Annotated in this window: 34 protein-coding genes, 1 pseudogene and 1 CRISPR repeat array; of the genes and pseudogenes, 14 read left to right on the top strand and 21 right to left on the bottom strand. The window is 40.8% G+C overall.

The genetic code is table 11. From position 1 onward, the window contains the following. Window positions 1-170 precede the first annotated feature (170 nt). Entirely contained in the window at window positions 171-353 is a 183-nt protein-coding gene (locus tag FD723_RS41855) for a hypothetical protein (protein WP_179071032.1), read from the bottom strand. A gap of 106 nt (window positions 354-459) precedes the next feature. On the opposite strand from FD723_RS41855, the gene FD723_RS43840 reads away from it, so the two are divergent. Then, window positions 460-588 (top strand): hypothetical protein, encoded by a 129-nt coding sequence (locus tag FD723_RS43840; protein WP_256875465.1) that lies wholly within the window; start codon window positions 460-462, stop codon window positions 586-588. 713 nt (window positions 589-1301) lie between these two features. Here the strand turns inward: FD723_RS43840 and FD723_RS43845 are convergent. Next, window positions 1302-1427, bottom strand: a complete 126-nt coding sequence (locus FD723_RS43845) for a hypothetical protein (protein WP_256875466.1) — start codon at window positions 1425-1427, stop codon at window positions 1302-1304. 548 nt (window positions 1428-1975) lie between these two features. Here FD723_RS43845 and FD723_RS41860 point away from each other — a divergent pair. Beyond that, window positions 1976-2203 (top strand): hypothetical protein, encoded by a 228-nt coding sequence (locus FD723_RS41860; RefSeq protein ID WP_179071033.1) that lies wholly within the window; start codon window positions 1976-1978, stop codon window positions 2201-2203. 266 nt (window positions 2204-2469) lie between these two features. On the opposite strand, the gene FD723_RS41865 is transcribed toward FD723_RS41860, so the two are convergent. Together FD723_RS41865 and FD723_RS41870 are read right to left on the bottom strand one after the other, a co-directional pair. Beyond that, entirely contained in the window at window positions 2470-2616 is a 147-nt protein-coding gene (locus FD723_RS41865) for a hypothetical protein (RefSeq protein ID WP_179071034.1), read from the bottom strand. Window positions 2617-2918: 302 nt separating this feature from the next. Beyond that, entirely contained in the window at window positions 2919-3083 is a 165-nt protein-coding gene (locus FD723_RS41870) for a hypothetical protein (protein WP_179071035.1), read from the bottom strand. 131 nt (window positions 3084-3214) lie between these two features. On the opposite strand from FD723_RS41870, the gene FD723_RS41875 reads away from it, so the two are divergent. Next, entirely contained in the window at window positions 3215-3574 is a 360-nt protein-coding gene (locus tag FD723_RS41875; protein ID WP_179071036.1) for a hypothetical protein, read from the top strand. Between the two features lie 1269 nt (window positions 3575-4843). Here FD723_RS41875 and FD723_RS41880 read toward each other — a convergent pair. The 14 genes from FD723_RS41880 to FD723_RS41940 form a co-directional block, all read right to left on the bottom strand. Further along, complete coding sequence (locus FD723_RS41880) at window positions 4844-4990, bottom strand: hypothetical protein (RefSeq protein WP_179071037.1); 147 nt, start codon at window positions 4988-4990, stop codon at window positions 4844-4846. Between the two features lie 367 nt (window positions 4991-5357). Continuing rightward, entirely contained in the window at window positions 5358-5570 is a 213-nt protein-coding gene (locus tag FD723_RS41885; protein WP_179071038.1) for a hypothetical protein, read from the bottom strand. A gap of 425 nt (window positions 5571-5995) precedes the next feature. Beyond that, the gene (locus tag FD723_RS41890) at window positions 5996-6214 is read right to left on the bottom strand and encodes a hypothetical protein (RefSeq protein ID WP_179071039.1); all 219 of its coding nucleotides are present in this window, start codon (window positions 6212-6214) and stop codon (window positions 5996-5998) included. Between the two features lie 83 nt (window positions 6215-6297). Continuing rightward, window positions 6298-6447, bottom strand: a complete 150-nt coding sequence (locus FD723_RS41895; RefSeq protein WP_179071040.1) for a hypothetical protein — start codon at window positions 6445-6447, stop codon at window positions 6298-6300. A 2334-nt stretch (window positions 6448-8781) separates the two neighbouring features. Next, a complete protein-coding gene (locus tag FD723_RS41900; protein WP_179071041.1) occupies window positions 8782-8958 on the bottom strand; it encodes a hypothetical protein in 177 nt (58 codons plus the stop codon). Between the two features lie 215 nt (window positions 8959-9173). Then, window positions 9174-9572, bottom strand: a complete 399-nt coding sequence (locus FD723_RS41905; protein ID WP_179071042.1) for a hypothetical protein — start codon at window positions 9570-9572, stop codon at window positions 9174-9176. Beyond that, complete coding sequence (locus tag FD723_RS41910; RefSeq protein WP_218651890.1) at window positions 9547-9966, bottom strand: hypothetical protein; 420 nt, start codon at window positions 9964-9966, stop codon at window positions 9547-9549. The genes FD723_RS41905 and FD723_RS41910 overlap by 26 nt, the downstream gene beginning before the upstream one ends. After that, window positions 9918-10421 (bottom strand): hypothetical protein, encoded by a 504-nt coding sequence (locus tag FD723_RS41915; RefSeq protein ID WP_179071044.1) that lies wholly within the window; start codon window positions 10419-10421, stop codon window positions 9918-9920. The genes FD723_RS41910 and FD723_RS41915 overlap by 49 nt, the downstream gene beginning before the upstream one ends. Continuing rightward, window positions 10418-10642, bottom strand: a complete 225-nt coding sequence (locus tag FD723_RS41920; protein WP_179071027.1) for a hypothetical protein — start codon at window positions 10640-10642, stop codon at window positions 10418-10420. Before FD723_RS41920 ends, FD723_RS41915 begins: the two co-directional genes overlap by 4 nt. Window positions 10643-10846: 204 nt before the next feature. After that, entirely contained in the window at window positions 10847-11902 is a 1056-nt protein-coding gene (locus FD723_RS41925; protein WP_179071026.1) for a hypothetical protein, read from the bottom strand. Between the two features lie 57 nt (window positions 11903-11959). Further along, a complete protein-coding gene (locus tag FD723_RS41930; protein WP_372743846.1) occupies window positions 11960-12187 on the bottom strand; it encodes a hypothetical protein in 228 nt (75 codons plus the stop codon). Next, a complete protein-coding gene (locus FD723_RS44335) occupies window positions 12172-12345 on the bottom strand; it encodes a hypothetical protein (protein ID WP_372743843.1) in 174 nt (57 codons plus the stop codon). The genes FD723_RS41930 and FD723_RS44335 overlap by 16 nt, the downstream gene beginning before the upstream one ends. An 8-nt stretch (window positions 12346-12353) precedes the next feature. Next, complete coding sequence (locus tag FD723_RS41935) at window positions 12354-12608, bottom strand: hypothetical protein (protein WP_179071024.1); 255 nt, start codon at window positions 12606-12608, stop codon at window positions 12354-12356. Next, entirely contained in the window at window positions 12605-12802 is a 198-nt protein-coding gene (locus FD723_RS41940; RefSeq protein ID WP_114085500.1) for a hypothetical protein, read from the bottom strand. The genes FD723_RS41935 and FD723_RS41940 overlap by 4 nt, the downstream gene beginning before the upstream one ends. Window positions 12803-13049: 247 nt before the next feature. Between FD723_RS41940 and FD723_RS41945 the strand changes: the two genes are divergently transcribed. The 8 genes from FD723_RS41945 (at window position 13050) to FD723_RS41980 (ending at window position 18192) form a co-directional block, all read left to right on the top strand. Further along, complete coding sequence (locus FD723_RS41945; RefSeq protein ID WP_179071022.1) at window positions 13050-13418, top strand: hypothetical protein; 369 nt, start codon at window positions 13050-13052, stop codon at window positions 13416-13418. Between the two features lie 3 nt (window positions 13419-13421). Continuing rightward, entirely contained in the window at window positions 13422-14129 is a 708-nt protein-coding gene (locus FD723_RS41950; protein WP_179071045.1) for a hypothetical protein, read from the top strand. Next, entirely contained in the window at window positions 14126-14362 is a 237-nt protein-coding gene (locus FD723_RS41955; protein ID WP_256875464.1) for a hypothetical protein, read from the top strand. Before FD723_RS41950 ends, FD723_RS41955 begins: the two co-directional genes overlap by 4 nt. Before the next feature lie 84 nt (window positions 14363-14446). After that, on the top strand, window positions 14447-14614 hold the full coding sequence (locus tag FD723_RS41960) for a hypothetical protein (protein ID WP_179071020.1): 168 nt from the start codon (window positions 14447-14449) through the stop codon (window positions 14612-14614). Between the two features lie 48 nt (window positions 14615-14662). Then, window positions 14663-14857, top strand: a complete 195-nt coding sequence (locus FD723_RS41965) for a hypothetical protein (RefSeq protein ID WP_179071019.1) — start codon at window positions 14663-14665, stop codon at window positions 14855-14857. Continuing rightward, on the top strand, window positions 14844-15422 hold the full coding sequence (locus FD723_RS41970; RefSeq protein WP_179071046.1) for a hypothetical protein: 579 nt from the start codon (window positions 14844-14846) through the stop codon (window positions 15420-15422). Before FD723_RS41965 ends, FD723_RS41970 begins: the two co-directional genes overlap by 14 nt. 84 nt (window positions 15423-15506) lie before the next feature. Next, window positions 15507-17678 carry a hypothetical protein gene (locus tag FD723_RS41975; protein ID WP_179071017.1) on the top strand — a complete coding sequence of 724 codons (2172 nt, stop codon included), beginning with the start codon at window positions 15507-15509 and terminating at the stop codon, window positions 17676-17678. A gap of 4 nt (window positions 17679-17682) precedes the next feature. Next, on the top strand, window positions 17683-18192 hold the full coding sequence (locus FD723_RS41980) for a GIY-YIG nuclease family protein (protein WP_256875463.1): 510 nt from the start codon (window positions 17683-17685) through the stop codon (window positions 18190-18192). A gap of 72 nt (window positions 18193-18264) precedes the next feature. On the opposite strand, the gene FD723_RS41985 is transcribed toward FD723_RS41980, so the two are convergent. After that, complete coding sequence (locus FD723_RS41985) at window positions 18265-18576, bottom strand: hypothetical protein (RefSeq protein WP_179071016.1); 312 nt, start codon at window positions 18574-18576, stop codon at window positions 18265-18267. Window positions 18577-18751: 175 nt separating this feature from the next. Then, the gene (locus tag FD723_RS41990; protein ID WP_179070987.1) at window positions 18752-18913 is read right to left on the bottom strand and encodes a hypothetical protein; all 162 of its coding nucleotides are present in this window, start codon (window positions 18911-18913) and stop codon (window positions 18752-18754) included. Between the two features lie 191 nt (window positions 18914-19104). Here FD723_RS41990 and FD723_RS41995 point away from each other — a divergent pair, with 191 nt between their 5' ends. Further along, window positions 19105-20955, top strand: a complete 1851-nt coding sequence (locus FD723_RS41995; protein ID WP_179071047.1) for a protelomerase family protein — start codon at window positions 19105-19107, stop codon at window positions 20953-20955. A gap of 984 nt (window positions 20956-21939) precedes the next feature. After that, a CRISPR array of direct repeats spans window positions 21940-22621; the repeat unit is 36 nt; unit sequence CTTTACATAACCACTTCCCCTAACGGGGATGGAAAC. A 109-nt stretch (window positions 22622-22730) separates the two neighbouring features. Here FD723_RS41995 and FD723_RS42000 read toward each other — a convergent pair. Beyond that, window positions 22731-23249: pseudogene (locus FD723_RS42000) on the bottom strand (tyrosine-type recombinase/integrase); the annotation flags it as partial. An 894-nt stretch (window positions 23250-24143) separates the two neighbouring features. On the opposite strand from FD723_RS42000, the gene FD723_RS42005 reads away from it, so the two are divergent. Then, window positions 24144-24281, top strand: coding sequence for a hypothetical protein (locus FD723_RS42005; RefSeq protein ID WP_179071048.1), 138 nt, complete (start codon window positions 24144-24146; stop codon window positions 24279-24281). Window positions 24282-24383: 102 nt separating this feature from the next. Then, window positions 24384-24512 (top strand): hypothetical protein, encoded by a 129-nt coding sequence (locus tag FD723_RS43850; protein WP_256875465.1) that lies wholly within the window; start codon window positions 24384-24386, stop codon window positions 24510-24512. The last annotated feature ends 441 nt before the right edge of the window (window positions 24513-24953 follow it).

The following is a 24953-nucleotide window of genomic DNA, read 5'->3' on the forward strand; positions in this document are numbered from 1 at the left end:
AGAAAAATATCGAGCCGCCGCGATCGCAATCCCAAAAGTTACTCGTCAGCATATTTAGATATCTAAGCCAAAGGGTAAATATCTAGTCACAGCAATACCCTATTCTATATAAATAAGGGTAGTGATGTGACTAGACCTAAACCCTTGCTGGATAATGAATACAGCCATTTTTAACCGCTAGTTACAGCAAGGGTATTTGGGGTCAAAAACCGGGGTGATGTGACCTTGGGGCGGCGGCGGGAGACGCGGCGAAGCCGCCGTCGTTCGGCAACGCAGTTGCCAGTCATGGGGCATTGGGCATTGGACATCAGGACAATGGAAGATTGAGGAAGCGATCGCGGATACAAGTACACAGTAGCTAATTACTCACTACGATATCAGTAGGGCATCGAAGATTGGGGGCGATCGCCATAGCTGATAACAGTAACTTGTTATAGTTTCCAGAACTAGTTATTATAAATGTCTAACCAGAAGAGAGACGCGGCGAAACGGTCGCCATTTGATCGGGGCAATGAGAAGATTGGGGACGATCGCGGACACCGCTTCGCGGATCTGCAACCTGTTAAAAATTCTAAAGGATATTTCTAACAGGTTATTTAGTATCAACAAAACAAATAACAGATATGCTAACAAGTTAAAGAACATGATAACAGCATGTTTATGGAAAGATGTAACCAAATAGCCAAATGCTTACACAGCAAGGCATTTAGATATATGCAATGTTAACAAGTTATAGTAACCAGTTAATGCAAACATATAACTGTTACTCAGGTAGTAATGCAGACATAACAAGATGCTTCGCAGGTTTCATGATTAACTTAATAGGTACGTCTGTTAATTTAAATTAACAGACGTACCTATTAAGTTAATCATGAAACCTGCAAAATCTTTGTTATGTCTGCATTACTACCTGGTAACAGTTATATGTTTGCATTAACTGGTTTACTATAACTTGTTAACATTGCATATATCTAAATGCCTTGCTGTAATAACTTTGGCTATTTGGTACATCTTTCCATAAACATGCTGTTATCATGTTCTTTTAACTTGTTAGCATATCTGTTATTTGTTTTGTTGATACTAAATAACCTGTTAGAAATATCCTTTAGTAACGCAGGTGCAGATCCGCGAAGCGGTGTCCCGATCGTCCCAATCTTCCATTGCCCCGATCAAATGGCGACCGTTTCGCCTTCCTGGTTGGACATTTATAATAACTAGTTCTGGAAACTATAACGAAGTTACTGTTATCAGCTATGGCGTCCCCAATCTTCGTGCCCTACTGATATCGTAGTGATAATTAGCTACTGTATCTGTGCATCGCGATCGCCCCAATCTTCCATTGTCTGATGTCCAATACCCAATGCCCATGACTGGCAACTGCGTTGCCGGCGACGGCGGCTTCGCCGCGTCTCCCGCCGCGTCATCACCCGGCATACCTTGCTGTAACTAGCGATTAAATGGCTGTATTCATTATCAGCAGGGGTTTAGGTCTAGTCACATCACTGCCGCTATTTATATAGAATAAGGTATTGCTGTGACTAGATATTTACCCTTTGGCAGATATCTAAATATGCTGACAGTAACTTTGGGATTGCGTCGCGGCGGCTCGATATTTTCTCTGGGAAAAAAAAAGTCACAGCAGTACCTAATTTATATAGATAGGAGAGTACTGCTGTGACTAAACTAATTATCCCCTTGGCAAATCTGGAATTATGTGACGGGTAAATTACCCCTTGCGATCGCTGTGGTTATGTCGGGGCAATATCGATTTCACCCTCGGATATGCCTTGCCAGCAAAACTCATTCCCACGCGGAGAAAGAGGACGGGAAGGAAGAAAGAACTCATCTGACTTTGTAGAATACTCTTTACAATACTTGATATAAATATCACTAATATTACCGAGTAATATTAAATACTGCGTGTAACTAGAAATCGTATCGGAAAAAAAGCGTGAAAACTTGTTAAATATTGTTATTGGCTGTTTGGCACATTACCCCATCTGCATTTGCGGCGTGTCGTGATTCTGATGATACATTTCTAGGTGTTGTAGATAGTAACGCCTATAACTCGAACTCAATCTGCAATGATATGAGCGTATGGCGTGCCTACGAAATAGGTATTTTTAATAAATACGGAACATACGGTGGTGAATCTTCTCAAATAGGTAGCACAGCGAAAACGCTCAAAAACCACCGATTTTGATTGGGATGGACAACCCATTGCCTTAATCACCAAAAATCCGAACAGAATCGACTTGACAGATTTTCTACAACAGATAACTGTAAAAACTGACAGTAAATTTTATTTTTGACATACGATATTTACAGTGTGATGTGATAGCACTCTTTCGTAAATTGAAATAAATATTAGTAATACCAATTGCCCATTGATAACTTTTAGAGGGCTTGTAAGCGATTCTAGGTGAAGTCCCCACTGTTGAGTCTTGCTGGTGGCGCGGTTCTTTGGGCTTAGGTGGATATTTTTGTAGCCATTCTACCCTCTGCTTCTCGCTCAAGTTCGCGCCCTCTGGTTTGGAGACTCAAATGATCTGTTGGCGTTTTCTTTAGCAACGTTTCCTCTAGCAAGATCCTTGCCAGTGTGCCAGTCGATTCCATCAGAAGTTTTTCCAATCTTGATATTCACTATCGCTGTTTCTTCGTTCATTTAGGGAGTTTGGATTAATTCAACCTTCGGTCAGTGTTTCTTTGAGGTGTTGTTGTTGGCTCTTCTCCGGCAAACATTCTCGCAAGCGGCTCCATCAAAAACTACGTAGCCCCAAGCTTCAGAATGGACGTGGCAACTATGATCCATCTGCCTCTCATTCCCCGCCAAAACTGCTTTCAATCCGTCTAATGTCTGGAAAAAACAGAGAGAAGGTTGTTAATGGCGTGTACTGTTCGGACTTGCTAATTTGTCTCTAGGAGTTGATACACCATGAGCAGATGTTAGCGTGCATCCTTGCCTGCTTCTCACTCTCAGCAAGCATTCGCCGCCGCCGTGGCATTAGTTTCGCTGCCATCGCCTGATAAAACTGGTGATGCTGTTTTCTGGCTCCAATGGCATTCGCCTCGCCTGTACCCATCGCTGAATAGTGCGAACTGAAATTTTAAGTATTTTGCAATGTTTTGGTGCTTCCCCGGCTTCAAATCGCATTGACGTCTTCTCGGTCGCTATACTGTGAGGATTATAGGCATCGTGTAACATATGGCGGTAATGACACGAATAACGCCGCCATGCTATTTTAACCTCCAGCTACCTAAGCCGCCGTTACCCATTGCCGTATCATTCCGCTTGGCTTCTGGTAGTCGCCGCGCCCCCCTCAAACTAGGCGGCAACCATGCCCTAGATCGGATAACATTTCCCGGTCTTCACGAGCATTTAAATATAATGCAGTTTCTGTTAGGTTTTCCTCACAGAACAAAGTTGTTCAGTAGCGCTGTCCATGTTCTGGTTGCTGTGTTGTGCTTCTACTTGCTGTGTGTATGTTCTTCCCACTTGATCTTGCTAACCGCTTCGATGCTAAATACCCATCGAGTACGCGCTACCGCCGCTAAACTTCAATCTACTAGGTAAATTTAATTTCTCTTGATCTACCGTGTAAATATGTTTTTGTGCCATTTACCAGTACTTGAAGGTTTAGCAAAGTTGACAATACTATCAACAGTTGACAGAATGAATATTTTCTCTTTTATCTATTGTCACTTTGAAATTTTAATATTTAATGCTCTGGCTATTTCTTTATCGCTTCTGACTTATGCATTAATTCCAGTACTTCTGGTGATTCTTTGTAGTATTCTCCTTTTAAAAATTGCAATACATTAACTGCTGTAATGCCCATACTTTCAGTGTGATCACCTTTGGCTTCTCTAAAAGAAGTCTTGCTTAGTACTCAAGTAATACCAATTAACCTCACTTCGTTTTTAGATATATCGAGTTGTTTAGCATATAGAATCTTTGCTGCTTACCAATAAAATCTCTATCTTTACATAACATTTATTAATAAATTCAGGACTCCAAACAGTAAATTTTCAATTTCTGTTGTCTATCTGGCAATCTAATTTTTCGATTCTGCGCTGTCTCTCTTATTAGGGTTGGATTTAACCGCCGCGTTAACGGTTCAGATTTTCAAGCAATCGCTTTATAAAGTTCTAAAAGAATAGCGATATTGCACTGCTTCTCTGGCGATTTTCCTTATCATAAACTCTTGATCATTTCCCCATTCCTGTCTCAACACTATGCCCAGCCTCATCTAGGCATAAATAGGCAATCTCTAGGTGATCCATCTCGTAATTATCGATTGACCTAATTCAGCCCCCGCAATCATCGTTACTTCTGGCTATAGCATCACCTATTACTTTCATTATTTGGCAACAATCCGTCCGCCGCCAGCATAACTGATTGCATAATCTAGAATTTAAAGCCTCAGTGTAGGCTTTTACTGAATAGTTTCTAGGATTATTCTATCCCGAGCAACTAAATTCTGGACGAAAGACATAATGAGTTATGCTGTCATCCTAAGCCTAAACAGCATTTGATGTTGACTGTTAGTACCCTGAACGCCAGCAAAAATGTAAACTTATCGGTAAAGTAATTTTTGATTGTGACACCACACCACTTTCAGCAGTGGGTGAGATTATAAAATAGTCAGGTCTACGGGTAGCTATAAATTCATCTGGATTAAGTAAAAATTCTTTGTAGGTTCCCGGCTGTCTCTTATTGAGAACATAGCCGCATTTATCAGCACTTCTAAAAATCTCATCAATAATATTAGTCAACATTCTGGAATCACTCGCAATCAGGTATTACATCATCGGATAACATTTTTTGATTAGTGGCGATTTATCACGTTTTTATTTCTCCCTCTCCATTAATACCGACAACAAACTTAAACTTATGAGGTTTAATTTTCGCTTCGTTTTCAATTTTGATAACTTCTTTACCTGATACCTTGGCTATAAAATCAACATAAATATCAGCCAGAGTTACCATCAAGTAATATTACTCTGTTGCACTCCTGTAACGCCTTTGAATATAGCAATAGCTTTGCCTTGTTCATCTAAAGTAGCGCCGCCAGTGGCATGAATGTACCGATACTGTTTCATCTAAATAAATATCAGTTCCACTAAAATAACCATCTACATGGTGAATACTATCTAGGCATAGAGCTAAATTATGTTTTCATCTGCTACTAAGCTAATACCATCATCGTGCTGCAAATGATAAATACTAACACCTTTCTGGCTTGCTCTACTGCCGGTTTGCGTAATAAATATTACGATATCCGATGAATGAGCGATTTTGAATGATTTAATTAATCTAATCAAAGCTTCTGTTTTCCCCGTACCTAAGCCGAGATTTAGCCGCAATTACGGATTATTTTTGGTAGATGAAAATTTAAAATCAGATGATTTACTACAATATCGGGAGTGTAACGGCGGCGATATAACCAATTAGCTTTATTTGTATGGTTAAAAAATTCTCTTGGCGTGATTAGTTCAAAATCTGGCGTGTTGCTTAGTTCGTCGATATCTGGCTGTTTGCTCTTCTCAAGTTGACCCCAAAGCAACATCTGTTAAATAACCTTTACTGGTGGTTCATCAATGATTTTCTTGTAATTATTCAGGATGTGAGATTGCAAGCTTCCGGCATCTGGACATAAAACAACTTTACTAGTCTGCCTAACGCTTCTACCACTGCATTGATGAGGCCTAGCCAGTTGCCCCTCTTTGCTCAATAATTTGAATATCCTACGTCCATGCCTAAACCACGGTTTTAAGGCAGTAATCAGTGATTTCAAACACCTTCTACCAGCCAAGTTTGTGTTATCTGTTCGGCTTCTGGATGCCTCGAAAAAATACAGGTAATTCACTGCTTGGTAGGTGTGGCCATTCCGCCCTTAGATGCAGATGATAGCCAGAAGGTACTGCCATATTTTGAACGATTATCAGGCAATCTGAAAATCCTGCAATTTCACCTTTGGGGTTCAGCCCGCGATCACAGCCCGATGACTCCTGTTGCCCTCCAGCTACCCCAGCCAAGGGGTAGCATCAGCAACCCTGGCTCAACTGGTGATCCAGCTCTGAGAAACTGCAAAATCAATCTCCTCGGAAATTTAAGCCGCGTTTCTCGACGGTTCTGAAATGCGGTGTTTGGTTTAATCCCAGTGCGGCGACGACGGCGGCGTATTGCGTCGCGGTCGGGGATGGAAATCAATTAGCAACTTCTGTTGCTCATCCCATTGGAGTTTTCACGCCGCCGTCTTTGCTCATCGGCCCATTCCCGCCGCCGTTCTTCTGTCACTCTTCAGGATATCGAAGCTTTAAAACTGCCCATAAGCCATCTTGGGTAAAAATCGATGACTTGTAACCACCCTCAACAATTTCACCCTTACGGCTGCCAATAGCAACCATACGAAGGATAATTTCTCCTATATCTGATGTCGGCAATTACCTTTAATATCGCCGCAAGATAAACGAGATTAGCTTTAGAGGAGGGGTGACTTGCTCTACTGCCACCTCGTATTGAAGGTTAGCCAGTATGAAGAAAATTACCAAGTTGTCGTTAAACCTGCGTTTTCAGAATTTCAACCGATTCAGTCAATCTTCTATCAGCAATAAATTCGATAAGTAAAAAAGATTGACTACGAAGATTTTGCTAGAATGCTGATAAAACTTTAGAAACTACTTTGAAGAGGATACTTTTTGGCATAATTACCTCGTGTAATGTGATTTACAAACTGAGGCAGCCCCTAGTTATGTCAATAGAAAAATTGTTAAGCTAAATATTATTTGATTGAAATTTTTGGAAATCTGTTGGTTCAGATTTCTTTGTTGGAAATGGCTGAAAACCATTCTTTGGAAGCCACTAATAACCATTTGACACAACAGGACTGCATCCAGCTTTTGTCAGTTAGGAGTTTGATAAGACAACAACGTAACCTGCCAGAATCTAGCGAAAGTTCTGCTTCTGTCTTTTTCCATAATCCTTTCATTTTCAGGAGGGTAAACTAGTGAGTGTGATAATCTTGAAACTCTTGTTATGCGAAGGCTTATAGCCTCTGGGTAATTTTCAAACTCAAAAATAGTATTTTCTACTCCCGTTTTTGTGCCCGAAAATCGGAATACCATTCTTTATTTTCTGCCCATAAAAAATACCTTGAGACTCAAAATTACTACCCATGCACTACGGCTAGATAAAAATGGTTTGCCAAAAATTTTCTTTAAAAAACTATAAGAACTATTTAGTCAGACTTCAAAATATCAAAAACGCTTTCAGTGATTGAGCAAAGCCAGGTTGATTCTTAGGATTGAAAGGATTTTCCCCTTCTCTAAAGCTTTTAGGTGGCTCTGAACGCTTTGTTTAATGTTGTTTACTGTTATTCGCCCTGTTTATTTGTGTCTACACCATAAGCAGTTTTTTTCCGTGTTTGTTTATTACCTGTAATCAGCGGATATTTATTGGGGTTATAAAAACTTTTAGATCATTAACTTTACTTTCAAAAATGCTGCACCCCACAAACTACTTTTGTCTTCATTGTTATAACCTGCAACCCTCGGCAGACTTCTCAATAAAGATAACCACATCTTACCTTCTAGTTCTATAGCCTTTTTGTTTCTTTCTCCATTCGTGGCAGTTTGTATAGTTTATTCCATTCGTGTTTGTAAATCAGAAAGTAGCATCATCCAGTAAACATCAAATGCTATCAAAAATCCCTTTGAAAATCTGGAATTTCTTTCAATTGTTTTTCTCTGCAAAAATTTGATGTATTTGTAAATAGTAAATCTAGCTCAGAAATGCAATATCAAAAAATCAAGTTTGTGTGCAAAAAAAATCTTGGATTCTACATGGCATCCAGCAATAAGTAGTATTCTTCTTACTACTGGTGTCAGAATTCTCATCAGAGTATCTCGAATTCTGATAGCAAAATAAATCCTCTTCATGCACAAATTTTGTTGAAGAAAAGCAAACCCCGGTATCAATCAGATGCTCTCCTTTGTTCTAAATATTGCTGATGTAACTCCCCAATTTTCAAATCATCAATTGACTCGGGAACTTTGGTTGTGGTATTAGAAGCGGAAGGAGATAAATCTCTAATGCTTTTCATCGTTTCTATTATCAGAATGTATCTGCGTAGCTCAGTCTGGTCATTGTATAAAATTAATTTGATTGCTCATACATACCTCCATAGACCATTAGGTAAATTTCAATCTCTGTCTCTTCTCCAGCTAAAATCACCATTTTTTAGTGCGTTTATCTTGTGACTAAATATATTGGCAAGTAAACAGAAGTGTTGCTATAACATAAGATAAAACACGTTTTGGTGCTGGTTTGTTGGCATAAAAGTATTACACTTACCAGCCTCAATCTCTTGGCGATCGCCTCTTTATCAAAGCAGTCTAGTAACAACTTACCGAGTTCTCGAAAATTGCTGGTATTTCTCCTCGGCATAGCTATCTTGTGTAAAGCAGAACTCACGAAATTTCAAATAGTCAGCCCGCCAATTAAAGTTATTTAGTGCAGTAGTAAAGCTTTCTGCTATCTCTAGCATCTGGCTTCTGGCTTTTCTGCGTCATGGAGTTGCTAATGTTTCATTCATGCGGCTACACCTTTGTCCTAGCTAGGAATTTTTGCGTAGATTGCGTAGAAAGCTTCTTCAATCAAAATTGCTGCTGTTTTGACTTGAGAGCGTCGTTCTGTCCCTGCTAGGTCTTGACAAGTTAAACGTAGACCTCATCGGTTAGCACTACATTCACTCTTCCACTCATTATTGTTATCCGTGTTCATCTACCTGATACCTTGGCTATAAAATCAACATAAATATCAGCCAAGTTACCATCAAGTAATATTACTCTGTTGCACTCCTGTAACGCCTTTGAGAGTATAGCAATAGCTTTGCCTTGTTCATCCCCTAAAGTAGCGCCGCCAGTGGCATGAAGTAAGTACCGATACTGTTTCATCTAAATAAATATCAGTTCCACTAAAATAACCATCTACATGGTGAATACTATCTAGGCATATAGAGCTAAATTAGTGTTTTCTATCTGCTACTAAGCTAATACCATCATCGTGCTGCAAATGATAAATACTAACACCTTTCTGGCTTGCTCTACTGCCAGTTTGCAGTAATAAATTATTACGATATCCGATGAGAAATGAGCGATTTTGAGATGATTTAAATTAATCTAATCAAAGCTTCTGTTTTCCCCGTACCTAAGCCAGATTTAGCCGCAATTACGGCATTATTATTTGGTAGATTGAGAAATTTAAAATCAGATTGATTTACTACAATATCGGGAGTGTAACGGCGGCGATATAACCAATTAGCTTTATTTGTATGGTTAAAAAATTCTCTTGGCGTGATTAGTTCAAAATCTAGCGTGTTGCTTAGTTCGTCGATATCTGGCTGTTTGCTCTTCTCAAGTTGACCCCACCAAGCAACATCTGTTAAATAACCTTTACTGGTTAGTTCATCAATGATTTTCTTGTAATTATTCAGGATGTGAGAATTGCTTAAGCTTCCGGCATCTGGACATAAAACAACTTTACTAGTCTGCCCTAACGCTTCTACCACTGCATTGATTGAGCCTAGCCAGTTTGCCCCTCTTTGCTCCAATAATTTGAATATCCTTACGTCCATGCCTAAACCACAGTTTTAAGGCAGTAATCAGTGATTTCAAACTACCTTCTACCAGCCAAGTTTGTGTTATCTGTTCGGCTTCTGGATGCCTCCAGAGAAATACAGGTAATTCACTGCTTGGTAGGTGTGGCCCATTCCCGCCCTTAGATGCAGATGATAGCCAGAGGTACTTGCCATATTTTGAACGATTATCAGACCCAATCTGAAATCCTGCAATTTCACCTTTGGGGTTTACAGCCGCGATCGCAAGCCCGATGACTCCTGTTAGTTGCCCTCCAGCTACCCCAGCCAAAGACGGGGTAGCATCAACTTTAACCCTGGCTTCCAACTGGTGATCCAGCTCTGAGAAACTGCAAAATCAATCTCCTCAGAATTTAAGCCGCGTTTCTCAGACAGTTCTGAAATGCGGTGTTTTTGGTTTAATCCCAGTGCGGCGACGACACGGCGGTATTGGCGATCGCGGTCGGGGATGGAAATCAATTTAGCTAACTTCTGTTGCTCATCCCATTGGAGTTTTTCACGCCGCCGTCTTTGCTCATCAGCCCATTCCCGCCGCCGTTCTTCTGTCCACTCTTCAGAATTATCAAGCTTTAAAACTGCCCATAAGCCATCTTGGGTAAAATCGATGACTTTGTAGCCACCCTCAACAATTTCACCCTTACGGCTGCCAATAGCAGCCATACAGAGGATAATTTCTCCTATATCCTGATGTCGGCAATTGCCTTTAGTATCGCCGCAAGATAAACAAGGATTAGCTTTAGAGGTAGGGGTGAGCTTGCTCATACTGCCACCTCGTATTGAAGGTTAGCCAGTATGAAGAAAATTACCAAGTTGTCGTTATAGCCTGCGTTTTCAAGAATTTCAACCGATTCAGTCAATCTTCTATCAGCAATAAGTTCGATAAGTAGGCTAAAAAGTTGACTACGGGGGGGGATTTTGCTAGAATGCTTGTGGTTAAAGGCTTTTTTAGAGCTACTTTTTGAAGAGGATACTTTTTTGGGCATAATTACCTCGTGTAATGTGGTTACAAACTGAGGCAGCCCCTAGTTATGTCAATAGAAAATTGTTAAGCTAAATATTATTTGATTGAAATTTTTGGAAATCTGTTGGATTCAGATTTCTTTGTTGGAATGGCTGGAAACCATTCTTTTTGGGAAGCCACTAGCTAACCATTTGACACAACGAGGACTGCATCCAGCTTTTTTTTGTCAATTAGAGTTTGATAAGACAACAACGTAGCCTTGCCCGGAATCTAGCAAAGTTCTGCTTCTGTCTTGTATCCATAATCGCTCATTTTCAGGAGGGTAAACTAGTGAGTGTGATAACTCTTGAAACTCTTGTTGTACGAGGCTTATAGCCTCTGGGTAATTTTCAAACTCAAAAATAGGTATTTTTCTACTCCCACGTTTTGTGCCCGGAAATCGGGAATACCATTCTTTATTTTCTGCCCATAAAAAACTAATACCTTGAGACTCAAAATTACTTACCCATGCACTACGGCTAGATAAAAATGGTTGCCAAAATTTTTCTTTAAAACTATAAGAACTATTTAGTCCAGACTTCAAAATATCAAAAACGCTTCGAGTGATTGAGCAAAGCCAAGGTTGATTCTTAGGATTGAAAGGATTTTCCCCTTCTCTTAAAGCTTTTAGGTGGCTCTGAAACGCTTGTTTAATTGCTTGTTTGCCGTTATTCGCCCACTGTTTATTTGTGTCTACACCATAAGCGAGTTTTACTTTCCGTGTTTGTTTATTACCTGTAATCAGCGGATATTTATTAGGGTTATAAAACTTTTTTAGATCATTAACTTTACTTTCAAAAATTGCTGCACCCCACAAACCTACTGCTTTGTCTTCATTGTTGTAACCTACTAACCCTCGGCAGACTTCTAATAAAGATAACCACATCTTACCTTCTAGTTCTATAGCCTTTTTTGTTTCTTTCTCCATTCGTGGCAGTTTGTATAGTTTATTCCATTCGTGTTTGTAAATCCAAGAAATTAGCATCATCCAGTAAACATCAAATGCTATCAAAATCCCTTTAGATGGGAAATCTGGAATTTCTTCCAATTGTTTTTCTCTGCAAAATTTGATGTATTTGTAAGTAAGTAAATCTAGCTCAGAATGCAATATCCAAAAAATCCAAGTTTGTGGTGCAAAAGGAAAATCTTGGATTCTGCATGGCATCCAGCAATAAGTTAGTATTCTTCTTACTACTGGTGTCAAATTCTCATCAAAATTGTAATCACTTAATTCTGATAGCAAAATAAATCCTCTTCATGCACAAATTTTTGTTGGGAAGAAAAAAAGCAAACCCCGGTATCAATCAGATGCTCTCCTTTGTTCTAAATATTGCTGATGTAACTCCCCGTAGTTTTCTAAATCATCAATTGACTCAGGGGCTTGGTGTAATTGGTTATTAGGATTGCGGAAGCGGTCAAGATAAATCTCTAATGCTTTTTCATCGTTTCTATTATCCAGAATGTATCTGCGTAGCTCAGTCCTGGTCATTTGTATAAAATTAATTTGATTGCTCATACATACCTCCATAGACCATTAGGGTAAATTTCAATCTCTGTCTCTTCTCCAGCTAAAATCACTACATTTTTAGTGCGTTTATCTATTGTGACTAAATATATTGGCAAGTAAACAGAAGTGTTGCTATAGCATAAGATAAAACACGTTTTGAGTTGCTGGTTTGTTGGCATAAAAGTATTTACTTACCAGCCTCAATCATCTTGGCGATCGCCTCTTTATCAAAGCAGTCTAGGTAGCTTACCAGTTCTCGAAATTGCTGGTATTTCTCCTCAGCATAGCTATCTTGTGTAAAGCCCAGAACTTCACAGAATTTCAAATAGTCAGCCCGCCAATTAAAGTTATTTAGTGCAGTAGTAAAGCTTTCTGCTATCTCTAGCGCTTCTGAGGATGCCTCTGGCTTTTCTGCGTCATGGGTTGCTAATGTTTCGTTCATGCGGCCCCCTTACCTTTGTCAGCTAAGGAATTTTTTTGTAGTAGATTGCGTGCTTCTAAAGCTTCTTCAATCAAAATTGCTGCTGTTTGACTTTGAGAGCGTCGTTCTGTCCCTGCTAGGTTTTTGACAAGTTCGTAGACCTCATCAGTTAGCACTACATTCACTCTTCCACTCATTGTGTTATCCGTGTTCATCACTCTACCTCATGATACGTCTTGTAATTTAGAAATGGAATAACACATATTGCACAATCTGTGTCACTAGATGTATGATGACACAAGAAGCGATCGATCAACAACAAGCCACTAATTAGCGTCCTACGAGTACCCCAGCGACTTACACAGTAAGGGGTTTAGTGTTTAGGTGCTACATCCTGATATGTACTTATTCTGATTGCTAGCTAGTTAATATCTGATTCACATTGATTACTGTAGTAAACCCATGAAACCTAGACGGAGTAAACATTCTACAGATTTAGACTCATTTCTTGATTTCCCATCTACCAAGACATATTTAGCTGAGGTATTGGGTGTTAGCCGCTCGACTTTGGTCACTTGGGAGAATTTAGCCTTCTGGAGAATCCCCAGTTTCAGAGATGCCTACCCCAAAAACCACGATGGTAGTTATGACCGTGAATCACCTTTATCACCCTACCAAGCATGGGTTTTGGGCAGAATAGGGCGGTTAATGGCTCAACTACGACGGTCTGAACGGGTCAAAGGCTACATCGCCAAAAATCCCAACGATTTCTCTAGATACCGCTATCAGCAAGCATTCGGGCAAATCCAAAAAATCCAAAAGGGAGCGTAAATCATGGCAACACGAAGAAAGGTTACAGCAACAGCAGACACAGTAAGTATTCAAGATGCCTGTTTAAGGTATATGACCACAGAACAAGGGCTGAGACTGGCTTTAAGCCATGTTCGCCCTGATGATTTTGACACTGTAAAGGCAGTTTCAGAAGCAGATTTAGAAGCGATCGCCTCCCACTTCCAGCCAAAATTACCAACTGTGGCTAGCAACACCCTAGAGTTACCCGAAACTTCTCCACAGCAAACATCGGAACCAGCCTCAGAACAGTCACAGAATACCCTTTCCTTGCCCCAGCAACAGCAACATCTAACATCTGCTACCCAATCCCCAAGCAATCATGCCCAACTCACGCTAATTGACCAGCTAGCGAGACAGGCATCTGAAGAGATAGCAGCAGTAGACGCTATAGCCCAAGTCAAAAACCAACTTATCCTCAATAACCTGGCTGTGAGAGATGCCGAACTAGCAGAGGGTATCAATCAGCACTGGCAACACCAAAAGCAAGGATACTTGGGAGCGATTAGAGATTTGGCCAGTTTGGCTAAAGAACCAGTGGCAATTACCCCAGATGAAACCGACCTGACCCAAGAAATTGAAGGCATCATCACTGAATTGGGAAAAAAAGCTAATCGTGTGAGAGTGATCAACATCCTGTTATCTCCCCTCGACTTTGTTAACTGGTTATTAGAAAGAGTACTAACGCCATGACTTTTACAATTTCCGGCACTCAACCAGAAGTAGATATGAGCGCTAATTCCCTACCAGAGCTAGTTTCTCAAGCTCAGGAATTACTTGGGCAAATTCGCCAACATCCACAGTTTAAAGGCTTGCGCTTCGATTGTGATGTCGCTTTTGGTGACGTTAAGCAATATTTCAACTACTTGGAATGGGCTGCTAATGCTGACTTAGAGGTAGCTAAGTTTGAAGGTTTTACAGAATGATTTTTGCTCTCAATTTAAAAGCGATCGCCCACCGTCCAAAGTAGCGATCGCCCAGTCATCACCCTTTATCAAGATTGACAACTAATGAAATTTTACTCTTTCCTAACAGTCTTGTCCTACATGGTTTTACTTGTCGCGCCTACCCCTGCCAGTTTCCCCAGTAATCCATCTCAAACAGTAGCGGCAACGGAACACGGGAAACCACTACCAAAGCCTTACAAAGGGCAAGGTAAACGCGAATTAAAGGGGTAATAAGAAAGGGGGGATGCTGTCATTCCCCGCTAACATTTGTAAAGCTTTATGGACGAATTAAATAGCCAAATTCAGGACGCAAAGACGGACGAAACAGAGCTAAAACAAGTCCTCAAAAAATATGACTTAGATGAGGAATTAGCACTTGAATTTAGTGAAATCGACAAAGCATTTAGGCAATTAGAAATTAAATACCAATCCCTACTCAATACCAGAAAATTTTTCAACAATGGCAAGAATTGACACTACAAAAGCAGCCGCAAAAGCTGTAGCTGAGAAATTAGCAGGGCGTAACCAAAACTTGACATCTAGCACTAATTCCACATCTGCTACCCCTACAACTGTTCCCATAGATAGCCGTATCCCTGGATTGTTGACTGTCACGCCGGATTTAATACCGGGAATGATGCCACCATTCCAGCCCAATCAATACCATGTTTCAGACCCTTTAAATCCTCCCGAAACTCTCCCACAAGCAACTCAAAGCCAGTTTGATAAAGGGATGAAAATTTATGAAGGCTCTACACGAGCGCTTAAATTGACGGGGGCAGCGCTCGACCTGACACGCGAGAAATTTACTGTTATTGGTAAGCACTCAAAAGCTTTTGGTGCTGGCATTCAAGCAGCTACCGAGATTGAAAAAGTCAAAGGTAACTACCTTGACTATTTGAATCAAAAAGAGGTGACTACCCAAAAATCAGTTGCTTTAGATGTCAGTCAAGTAAAGACGATCGCTGATACGAATATCTCGGTTTATAGCAAAGATGAACTAAACCAAAAAGCTGTTACAAGCACAAATAAAAGCTGAGGAATTAAGGTTAAAAACTGTTGAGTCACAGGGAAATCTAGCAAGCTTTAAAGCCCAGTTAGGTGATTACCTAGAGGTGAAATCATGAGATTATCTCACAGCTTAGGGTTAAGTGCTTTTAGTCTGTGTGCTGGCTTGGCAGTAGCTTCTGGAGGGTTCACCAATGATACAGCCAAAATAATCTCTATGCTTGGTGTGGGAGCATTGCCAGCGAGTTTTATTACTTACTTTATCACTGATACTAAATCACAGAGATTGCTAAACGATGCCGAAAGCAAGAATAAAAAAGCAGGTGAAACACTGCATAAAATTATCAGAGAATTCGACACTTGCAAGTCAAAGTTAGCCAACGTTAGCAGCCAGCTAGAATCTTTGAAAGATGAACTCAAAGAAGCGAGAAATACCATCAACTCGTTAGGTCATAACAAACTAGAAAGCACAGCAATAATCGCCCAACTGCAAGCTAAGTTAAGTGAATTATCTACCCAATCTCAAAAAGATGCCCAACGCATTGAATATCTGGAAAGTGAGACTGAGCAATGGGAATTTAACTTTAAATCTCAGGTAGAAACTGAGGCTAATCAACGCTTTCAACTTGCTAAGTCTCAGGAGTTAGAGAAAATTTACTTAGAGCATGACTTGATAACCTCTGAAGCTATGCAGCTATTCAGAAGGTTGCAAAACTGGGGTGAGAAGGTAGCGCATGGTCATCAAAGTAAAGCCGAGATTATCAAAAGTTTGGCAAGTAGCTACAACGAAAATTTAGATGAGGTTGGGGAAGCGATCGCCAATGAGCGCCAAAACTATATAGAGCAAATCGAGCTACTAAACGAGCGCGTAGGTCAGCTACAGCAACAATTGGCAGGTGATTTAGTTGAACCTGTTTATGGTGATTTTGGCTTTGATATCAACGGGAAAATCGCCAACGAAATAGCGCGTACTTTGTTTACTGATATCAGGTTGGCTTTGAGCGTTAAGGGCTTTCAGGTGAAGCCTGACGGCGTTGTAGATGTTGGTTATGGGTATTCCCGGTCTGTACATCCCAAAGCCATTGTGGAGGCTATTAGCAAGCACTCTGAAACGCTGGTTAAAAAGTTAGGGCTATTCAAAATAACAAGCGTTCGCAAGCTGGAAATAACCGATTGTGTTGTGGTCAGCTACCGGATGGAGCCAGCTATCAAAGCAGATGAAATTAAGTTGATGGTTGGGACTGCTGACGAATTTATTAACTATGTAGTCAGTCATCCTATCCGCTATCGGCTGATAGCAGATCCCGGTGTGGGCAAAACGCCTACAACAGCCGTGATGATCAGCGAGATATTAAAAGCTGGATGCACTCGCGGTAATACTGGCAAGGGTGAAAGAGTTAAAAATACTCTGGTTACAGTCAGCTATCCGGGTGCTGTTGGCTCGTTAAAAGATAGCAACTATCCTTTAGAGCCTTTCCTAAAGTATGGCGACACAACAGCCGCGATTAAGTCCTTTGACGATTGTCTAGACGACGGGAATTTTAGAGTTAAAAATCCCACATTCGCTGCTAACTTCTTTCAAATTTGGGCATGGGATGAATTAGATAATACTCTAAATTCTTGCTCTGAACCTTACGCAGCAGGTGAAAACCTCAAGAAGATTCTCAAACAATTTGGTCATAATAACATCGGCTGGATTGTGTCGGGTCAATCAGTGATGACCAAACAAATCCCAGGTTTTACCAATGATGATCGGTCACTCTTTACCGAAATAATCATTGGCATTCCCAAAATCAGACATTACCTGAATACCTACGGCAAGGGTAAAAACAGCGAGTCTAACTTGGCTAAATTGATTCGGAACTTAGATGCTATCGAAGAATATATAGACTATAAAAACGACTTAGTTACCGACGATGCCAGATTATTGAGAGTAGCCTTAGTAGTCGATTCTCGTTCGCCCAAGCTTTACTTTTTACCTAACCTCGATAAAGTCAGTTTCAACTATCAAGAAATAGAGAATACAAAGCGACTGGCAAGGGTTGCCAAGTTCCCTGGCACAATTGGCAACGGGCTAGAGACTGAAAGCTCAAAGCCTCATACAGCAAGTAATGGTCAAATGGTAAGCTTGCCACCAATTTCGACTATAGGGGGTAGTCACCAATCTGGCACAAGTCCCCACTGTCCCCACTGTGGAAGCGCAAATTTAAAGCTACAAAATGACGATAGATATCGCTGTTTAGACTGCAAAAAGCGCACAGTTAGCAATAAGATAATTTGGAAATAAATATATGAACTTAGATGATATTGCGACAATTGTCTATCAACCAAAAAATGACCATGAGCCAGGATTTATATATTTAATGGAAGCAGAGGGTTATCACGGGCTAATTCCTGGTTGTTACCTCCGTCGTTGCAAAATTGGGTTATCTCGTAATCCCGAAGCTCGACTTGATAACTTTCATAGGAATCAACCACCTTGCAACGTGAAGATTCTCAAAACTATTTATGTAGAGGATATGGCAGATGTAGAAGGGGAATTACATCAACAATTTAGCCAATACAATGTTGAGTTAATCAAAAGCCAAGAATGGTTTGATTTTAATCCAGTGCAATTTCTGATGGTTAACTGGGAATTTGAAAAGCGATCGCTACACGTCTTTAGTATTAGTGACTTGCCAATTAAGCTAATCATTTTCAGCATGATCGGGGTTTTGTCCCTTGGGGCGATCGCTGGAACTAAGTTAGGTTTTTCTCATAAGCCAGACAGCCAACTTAATCAAGCAAGATGCAAAACATAAAACCAAAATTTAAGGGGAGCTTTGGAATCTCCCCATTAACAAGTAATAAATATGCAACTAGGTGATTAAATCTTAGTGATGAAGACGAGCTTGGCGCTCACGTAATTCACGAGCTTTTTGTTCACGAGCTTGGCGTTCACGTAATTCACGAGCTTTTTGTTCACGAACTTGGCGTTCATGCAATTCACGAGCTTTTTGTTCACGAACTTGCTGTTCATGCAATTGACGCTCACGAATTAGTTTAGCGTTATTTAAAGCAATAGTATTACTATTTAAATGATCATGGTTAAAATTCACAACACTGGCATTAGCATTTTGGGAAAGAGCAGCAATTGAAACAGATGCTAATAAGCCACCAAGAAGAATAGATTTTAAGCGGTTCATATATCCTTTGTGCCTCGTATTACTTCATTTGAATATTCTCAATATATTCGGAATAATCAAAAACATACATATACTAAACGTCACTGCTTAAACATGACTTTAGTCACTAAGCATATTTTTGAGTTAACCCCTAGTAAGCAAAAATTAAGGGAGGTTGTTAGCCTCCCTTTGGGTTTTAGAACGGTGTGCTACCAGTCTCGTTCACCTTGGCGAGATACCCTCTCCAGTAGTCTCCATCCTGGCTTTTAGGTGGTAATCCAATCGCCGCGTCGAATTCCCCATCAAAGTAGTCGTCTTTTGCTTGGGATTGTTGAGGTTTAGCAATTGTGAGTAACATGAGATCACCTTTATTTTTAAGCTGCGGGTTAGTAGCCCGCTTTTTCTGTGGTTTGTTCAACCTGTTATTAGCGTAGCTTAACCTGTTAACTAATGTCAATAACCTGTTAAAAATGTTTCACAAGTTATTGACATCAGCTAACTTGTTAGTTAAATTAGTAACAGCTTAAAAAATAAAAGGGAGTCGGTCAGATGTCTAAAGCAGTTCAGGAACAAGTAGAGCAACTTTTTGAAGCGGTCAAGGATTTGCAAAGCCTTGAAGAGATCAAGCCACACTGCGAAAATTTTAACGAGTGGATAAATACCAACACTACTTACAGCATTAAAAGTTTAGGCACTGTGTTGAGTCGTGCTGGCTTCTATAAAAAATTCAAGTCAATTCCTCTAGAACAGGGCAAGAATGCTGACTCTGAACCAAAACACGATGCTCAAGGTAACGTTACAGGAAACGAGTTAAAGCACTATGTTTTATTGCTGTGTGGTCTGGATAAAAGCCATTGGGAAGAGAGAAACAAGTCTACACGAGTAAGCGATCGCCTCGAAAATGGTCAGGAAATTAGCCCAGATGAATATTTAGAGGTAACAGGTAAGCTGCTAGAATCCCAAGATTTGCATGAAGTAGCAGTAGGGTTGATTGCTGCTACTGGTCGCCGCCCCCATGAAATTCTCGCTCGTGCTAAGTTTGCGGCTGTTGAGGGTCAAAGCTATCAGGTAATGTTCACTGGTCAAGGTAAAAAACGGGGAGATAAGCCAGTATTCCCCATCGCTACCCTCTACCCTGCTAGTTACGTCATTGAGCGATTGAACTGGTTAAGAAAGGAGCCAACAACTAAAGCACTTTTGGCAGAGGTGGCTAACGAGAATTCTACAGACCTTTCAGCCCAAAATCGTGCTATTGATAGTCGCCGCAATGGTTCGCTTAATCGGGTAGTTCGTGGTTATTTCGGGGATAAGGGAGATAAAACCCCAATTCTAAATTTTCGACACGGGGAAGAACAAGACAACTGCAAAGCATTACGAGCCGCATATTTAGCACTGGCTACAGAAAGAGATTGCCAGGGTTCAACGGGTTCTAAAATGCTACACGCCGCTAGGTTAGCCGGTCACTTTGTTAAGGATGCTCCCACTGACCGAGATTTACAAAATCTTGTAACCACTTTGGGGTATGCCGATTACTACCTTACAAAGCCTGTAGGGTTCCCAGATGCTCCATCAAAAGAAAAACTTTCAAATGTTCGGGTTAGTTCAAGAGATTTAGAAGCTATTCGCCACTTGCAAGAGGAGTTAAATCTACCCAATCAGCAATCAGCTATTACCTATTTGCTTGAGTCATTTAAAAATCGGTTGGATACTGCAAAGCAATTACAGTCAGCACAGCAAAAATTAGCCCAATTAGAAACAGAGATTAAAGAGTTACGCCAAACTAATAACCAGTTAGAAGACATTAATAACCAATTAGATATAGCCAACAAACAATTACAACAGGAGAAAGCAGCTATGGAAACCACAACACAGCAACCCCAAACAGTTACTCTAAATGTCACCGAGTTAGATTCTTGGCTAGAGAAAAAAGTTATTGAGGTGGTGAACAAGGTAACTCTTGGGCAAGGTATCGCCCCCGCCGCCAAGTCTATCCCTGCCAAGGTTGCACCCATCAAGGAAGAGATTGACTGGCAAGCCAAGACTGATGCTGAGGTGTGGGGGAGCAAAGCAACCTTAGCAGCTGTAGAAAAAATTCGTAGGTCTTATCAGGCTATCTGTTTATATAACGATACTGTGGCGACTGGAGACAGCGATCGCTTGGCAGTGACTAACCAAGCACTCAGGGATTTATCGGGCTGTAATGGCTTGGTGATACGCGATTGGATTGAGAGCCATAAGGATGAAGTGATTAGCCATAACGCGAAATTCGGTATGGAGAACAAGAAAGACCCCAGTAACCCTGCCAGCTATGCCAACAAGGGCAAGGACACAGATAAAATTCTGTTGTTGATAAATGAAGAATTTCTAAGTGGTGAAGGCTTTAAGTCAGGGAGAAATTAAAGTTATTTTTTCCCTTACAAACTAATTACATAATCACCACTAAGTTTATGTAATTAGTGGATTTTAAATAACAAAATTGTATGCCAAAATACATTTCCTTCAGACTATGCCTAGACTAAGCTTGGACTAAGCCTAGACTAAGCCTAGACTAAGTGCAGGGAATCAATTTTTCAAGAAAGCAAGTTTCCTAGACTAAGCTTGGACTAAGCCTAGACTAAGCCACAACTTAGCGCTCTTAATCACTATTTTTTACTGTCAACAATTCTTCGATTAAAGAATAAAATAACCGTACTTACTATGGTTATTTTGGGTTATTTTCATTTCAGCCATTTTCGCAGAGCATTTAAAACGAAAAAATGATTTATTCGGGTCAAAAATTATTTTAGTAGAGAAAGATGCCGGAGGCGATCGCGGCGGAGTCCCAATTAGATGAGGCGATTTTATTTGCGGTCAGAAATTGAAACTCTAAAAGTTATGCTAATTTTTCAGATATTAAAACTGAAGTTGGCAAGCGATCGCTATGGCTATCAGCCAACTTTGGAGCGCGGTTATAAGAGTTATGCCACAGAAAAATAATAAGCCTAACTATTGGGGCGATGATGTAACCTCCTTCTTCAGGATGTCGTTTTACCTGTGTAGTATGGTCTTAATGCTTACTGTGAGACTGTTTCACCTGGATGTCGTCAAACCTCCATTTCCCGACATCTCCGCCCCAACTATTAAGGGTTTTGACAATATCTTGACTTTTATAGGTAAAGTACTATACCTTTTTTCCAGGTGTGTTGAAGTCCATCGACACCACTCGCCAGAACCTTGAAAACCGCATAACTTCGTTGACTGGTGTCGATTGCTTACACAGCAACGTTTCCAAGCTGTGAAATCTACTAATTATTGAGAATTCATTGGGAGTTATTGACACTCAACAAAGTGGTGTCGATTGGGGTATCTCAAACCCTCTCCCTGTAAAGGTTCCAGAAGTGAACTCTTTACATAACCACTTCCCCTAACGGGGATGGAAACCTTACTATCACCTCGGGGTGAGTAGAGGAAAGCTGTTCTTTACATAACCACTTCCCCTAACGGGGATGGAAACTTTTGGGTGGATTGGGTTGCAACCGAGATTGCGCCTTTACATAACCACTTCCCCTAACGGGGATGGAAACGCTTAGTTAATCGTTTAGCTGGTCTTTGCAAAGCTGAACTTTACATAACCACTTCCCCTAACGGGGATGGAAACGAGAAATATCTTCATTTCTCATTTCTGCCTCGGATACTTTACATAACCACTTCCCCTAACGGGGATGGAAACACTTTAATGTCCAATCTTGTCTCGTAATCGTCCACCCTTTACATAACCACTTCCCCTAACGGGGATGGAAACGCGTGTTCGCCGTTGGTTATTTCCCAGGCGGCCACAATACTTTACATAACCACTTCCCCTAACGGGGATGGAAACTGCAAGTGGGCTTGCATACAGCACCGTGTGGCTTTACATAACCACTTCCCCTAACGGGGATGGAAACATTGTGAAGTCGCTCCAGCGGAACCCGCCTATTTCGACTTTACATAACCACTTCCCTAACGGGGATGGAAACGATACGGTTTGTCGCCAGGAAATGTCTTTGTTTTCCTTTACATAACCACTTCCCCTAACGGGGACTATTCACATCAATTTCAAGTTTTTTATCAGTGGCTAGCTCTACACCACTTCTAGCCACAGGCGAGAGCATAGACAACGCCGCCGCCGCCCCTAACACCTGAGCGTCAGTCACTTCCAAATATCTTTGCAACTGTTCCAAATTTCGATGCCCTGATATCTCTTGAATCACTCGCAATGGTATTCCGGCGTTACTCATTTGAGTTAGCGCAGTCCTTCTAAAGCTGTGGGTACTCACGCCAATTATCCCAACTTGTTTGCAAGCTTCTCTCAAAATCCTAGCGGCTGAGTCTTCGCTGATGTGTCCATCACTGCGACCGGGGAACAGATAATCATCCCCTGCTAGTGGGTAGTATTCAACCAGTAATCGCCGTAAATCTTCAATCACTGGGATAGACCGAGTTGCAAGCTTCCCTTTCGTATTTGACTTTCTGATAATCAGCCTGGGTCTAACGTTACTCTTGGGCGTGTAAATGTCTTGGGTCAACAAAGTACAGCATTCACGGATTCTACAGGCACTAAACAGGCAGACACCAAACAAGGTCTTATCGCGGTCGTTGTCTAAGCCATCACTGAAAATTAGCTGTATCTCTGACTGAGTTAGAACCTTGGCGCGTCCATGCCGATTTATTTTCATTGCAAGACTGTTGACCCTGTGATCCACAGCCTACAGCTAATGTGACCTTTCACGAAATTCTAATTAATGAAATGCCGTAATTATGGCAAAAAAAAAGGATTTTGCATAAAACTGGCGAAATTATGGCATTTTAAAGGCAGAATTGAGGATTTATAAAAGTTATTTCTCAACAGTCTGAGCTTGTTGAGAAATTGATGTAATTTTGGCAGAATTATGGGAAATTTCTGGCAGAATTAAGGCAAATATCCAGTAAATCAAGAGAAAACACGCGGTTTTTCACATTTTCAAATGTCACGGTGACATTATGCTTTCACGGGAGAATAATATTGAATTCTGACGCACAGTACGCCAAAAGTTTGGAAAGTTTTTTGAGCCAAAAACCAACAATCAGCTAAAAATTAGTCCCAGAGGACTACAGAAGTACTGCAAAAACACTACAAAGTCAGAGGAGGTTCCCTCTCTCCCTGCCCCTCCCGCGTGGGAATGAGTCTTTGTTGGCAAGGCATAATCCGAGGGTGAAATTCGATATTGCCCTGACATAACCACAGCGATCGCAAGGGGTAAAATTTACCCGTCACATAATTCCAGATTTAAGCCAAGGGGATAATTAGTTTAGTCACAGCAGTACCCCTATCTATATAAATTAGGGTACTGCTGTGACTTTTCTCTTCCCAGAGAAAAATATCGAGCCGCCGCGATCGCAATCCCAAAAGTTACTCGTCAGCATATTTAGATATCTAAGCCAAAGGGTAAATATCTAGTCACAGCAATACCCTATTCTATATAAATAAGGGTAGTGATGTGACTAGACCTAAACCCTTGCTGGATAATGAATACAGCCATTTTTAACCGCTAGTTACAGCAAGGGTATTTGGGGTCAAAAACCGGGGTGATGTGACCTTGGGGCGGCGGCGGGAGACGCGGCGAAGCCGCCGTCGTTCGGCAACGCAGTTGCCAGTCATGGGGCATTGGGCATTGGACATCAGGACAATGGAAGATTGGGGAGCGATCGCGGATACAAGTACACAGTAGCTAATTACTCACTACGATATCAGTAGGGCATCGAAGATTGGGGGACGATCGCCATAGCTGATAACAGTAACTTGTTATAGTTTCCAGAACTAGTTATTATAAATGTCTAACCAGAAGAGAGACGCGGCGAAACGGTCGCCATTTGATCGGGGCAATGAGAAGATTGGGGACGATCGCGGACACCGCTTCGCGGATCTGCAACCTGTTAAAAATTCTAAAGGATATTTCTAACAGGTTATTTAGTATCAACAAAACAAATAACAGATATGCTAACAAGTTAAAGAACATGATAACAGCATGTTTATGGAAAGATGTAACCAAATAGCCAAATGCTTACACAGCAAGGCATTTAGATATATGCAATGTTAACAAGTTATAGTAACCAGTTAATGCAAACATATAACTGTTACTCAGGTAGTAATGCAGACATAACAAGATGCTTCGCAGGTTTCATGATTAACTTAATAGGTACGTCTGTTAATTTAAATTAACAGACGTACCTATTAAGTTAATCATGAAACCTGCGAAGCATCTTGTTATGTCTGCATTACTACCTGAGTAACAGTTATATGTTTGCATTAACTGGTTACTATAACTTGTTAACATTGCATATATCTAAATGCCTTGCTGTGTAAGCATTTGGCTATTTGGTTACATCTTTCCATAAACATG

This window comes from Nostoc sp. C052 (genome assembly GCF_013393905.1).
Classification (GTDB): Bacteria; Cyanobacteriota; Cyanobacteriia; order Cyanobacteriales; family Nostocaceae; genus Nostoc.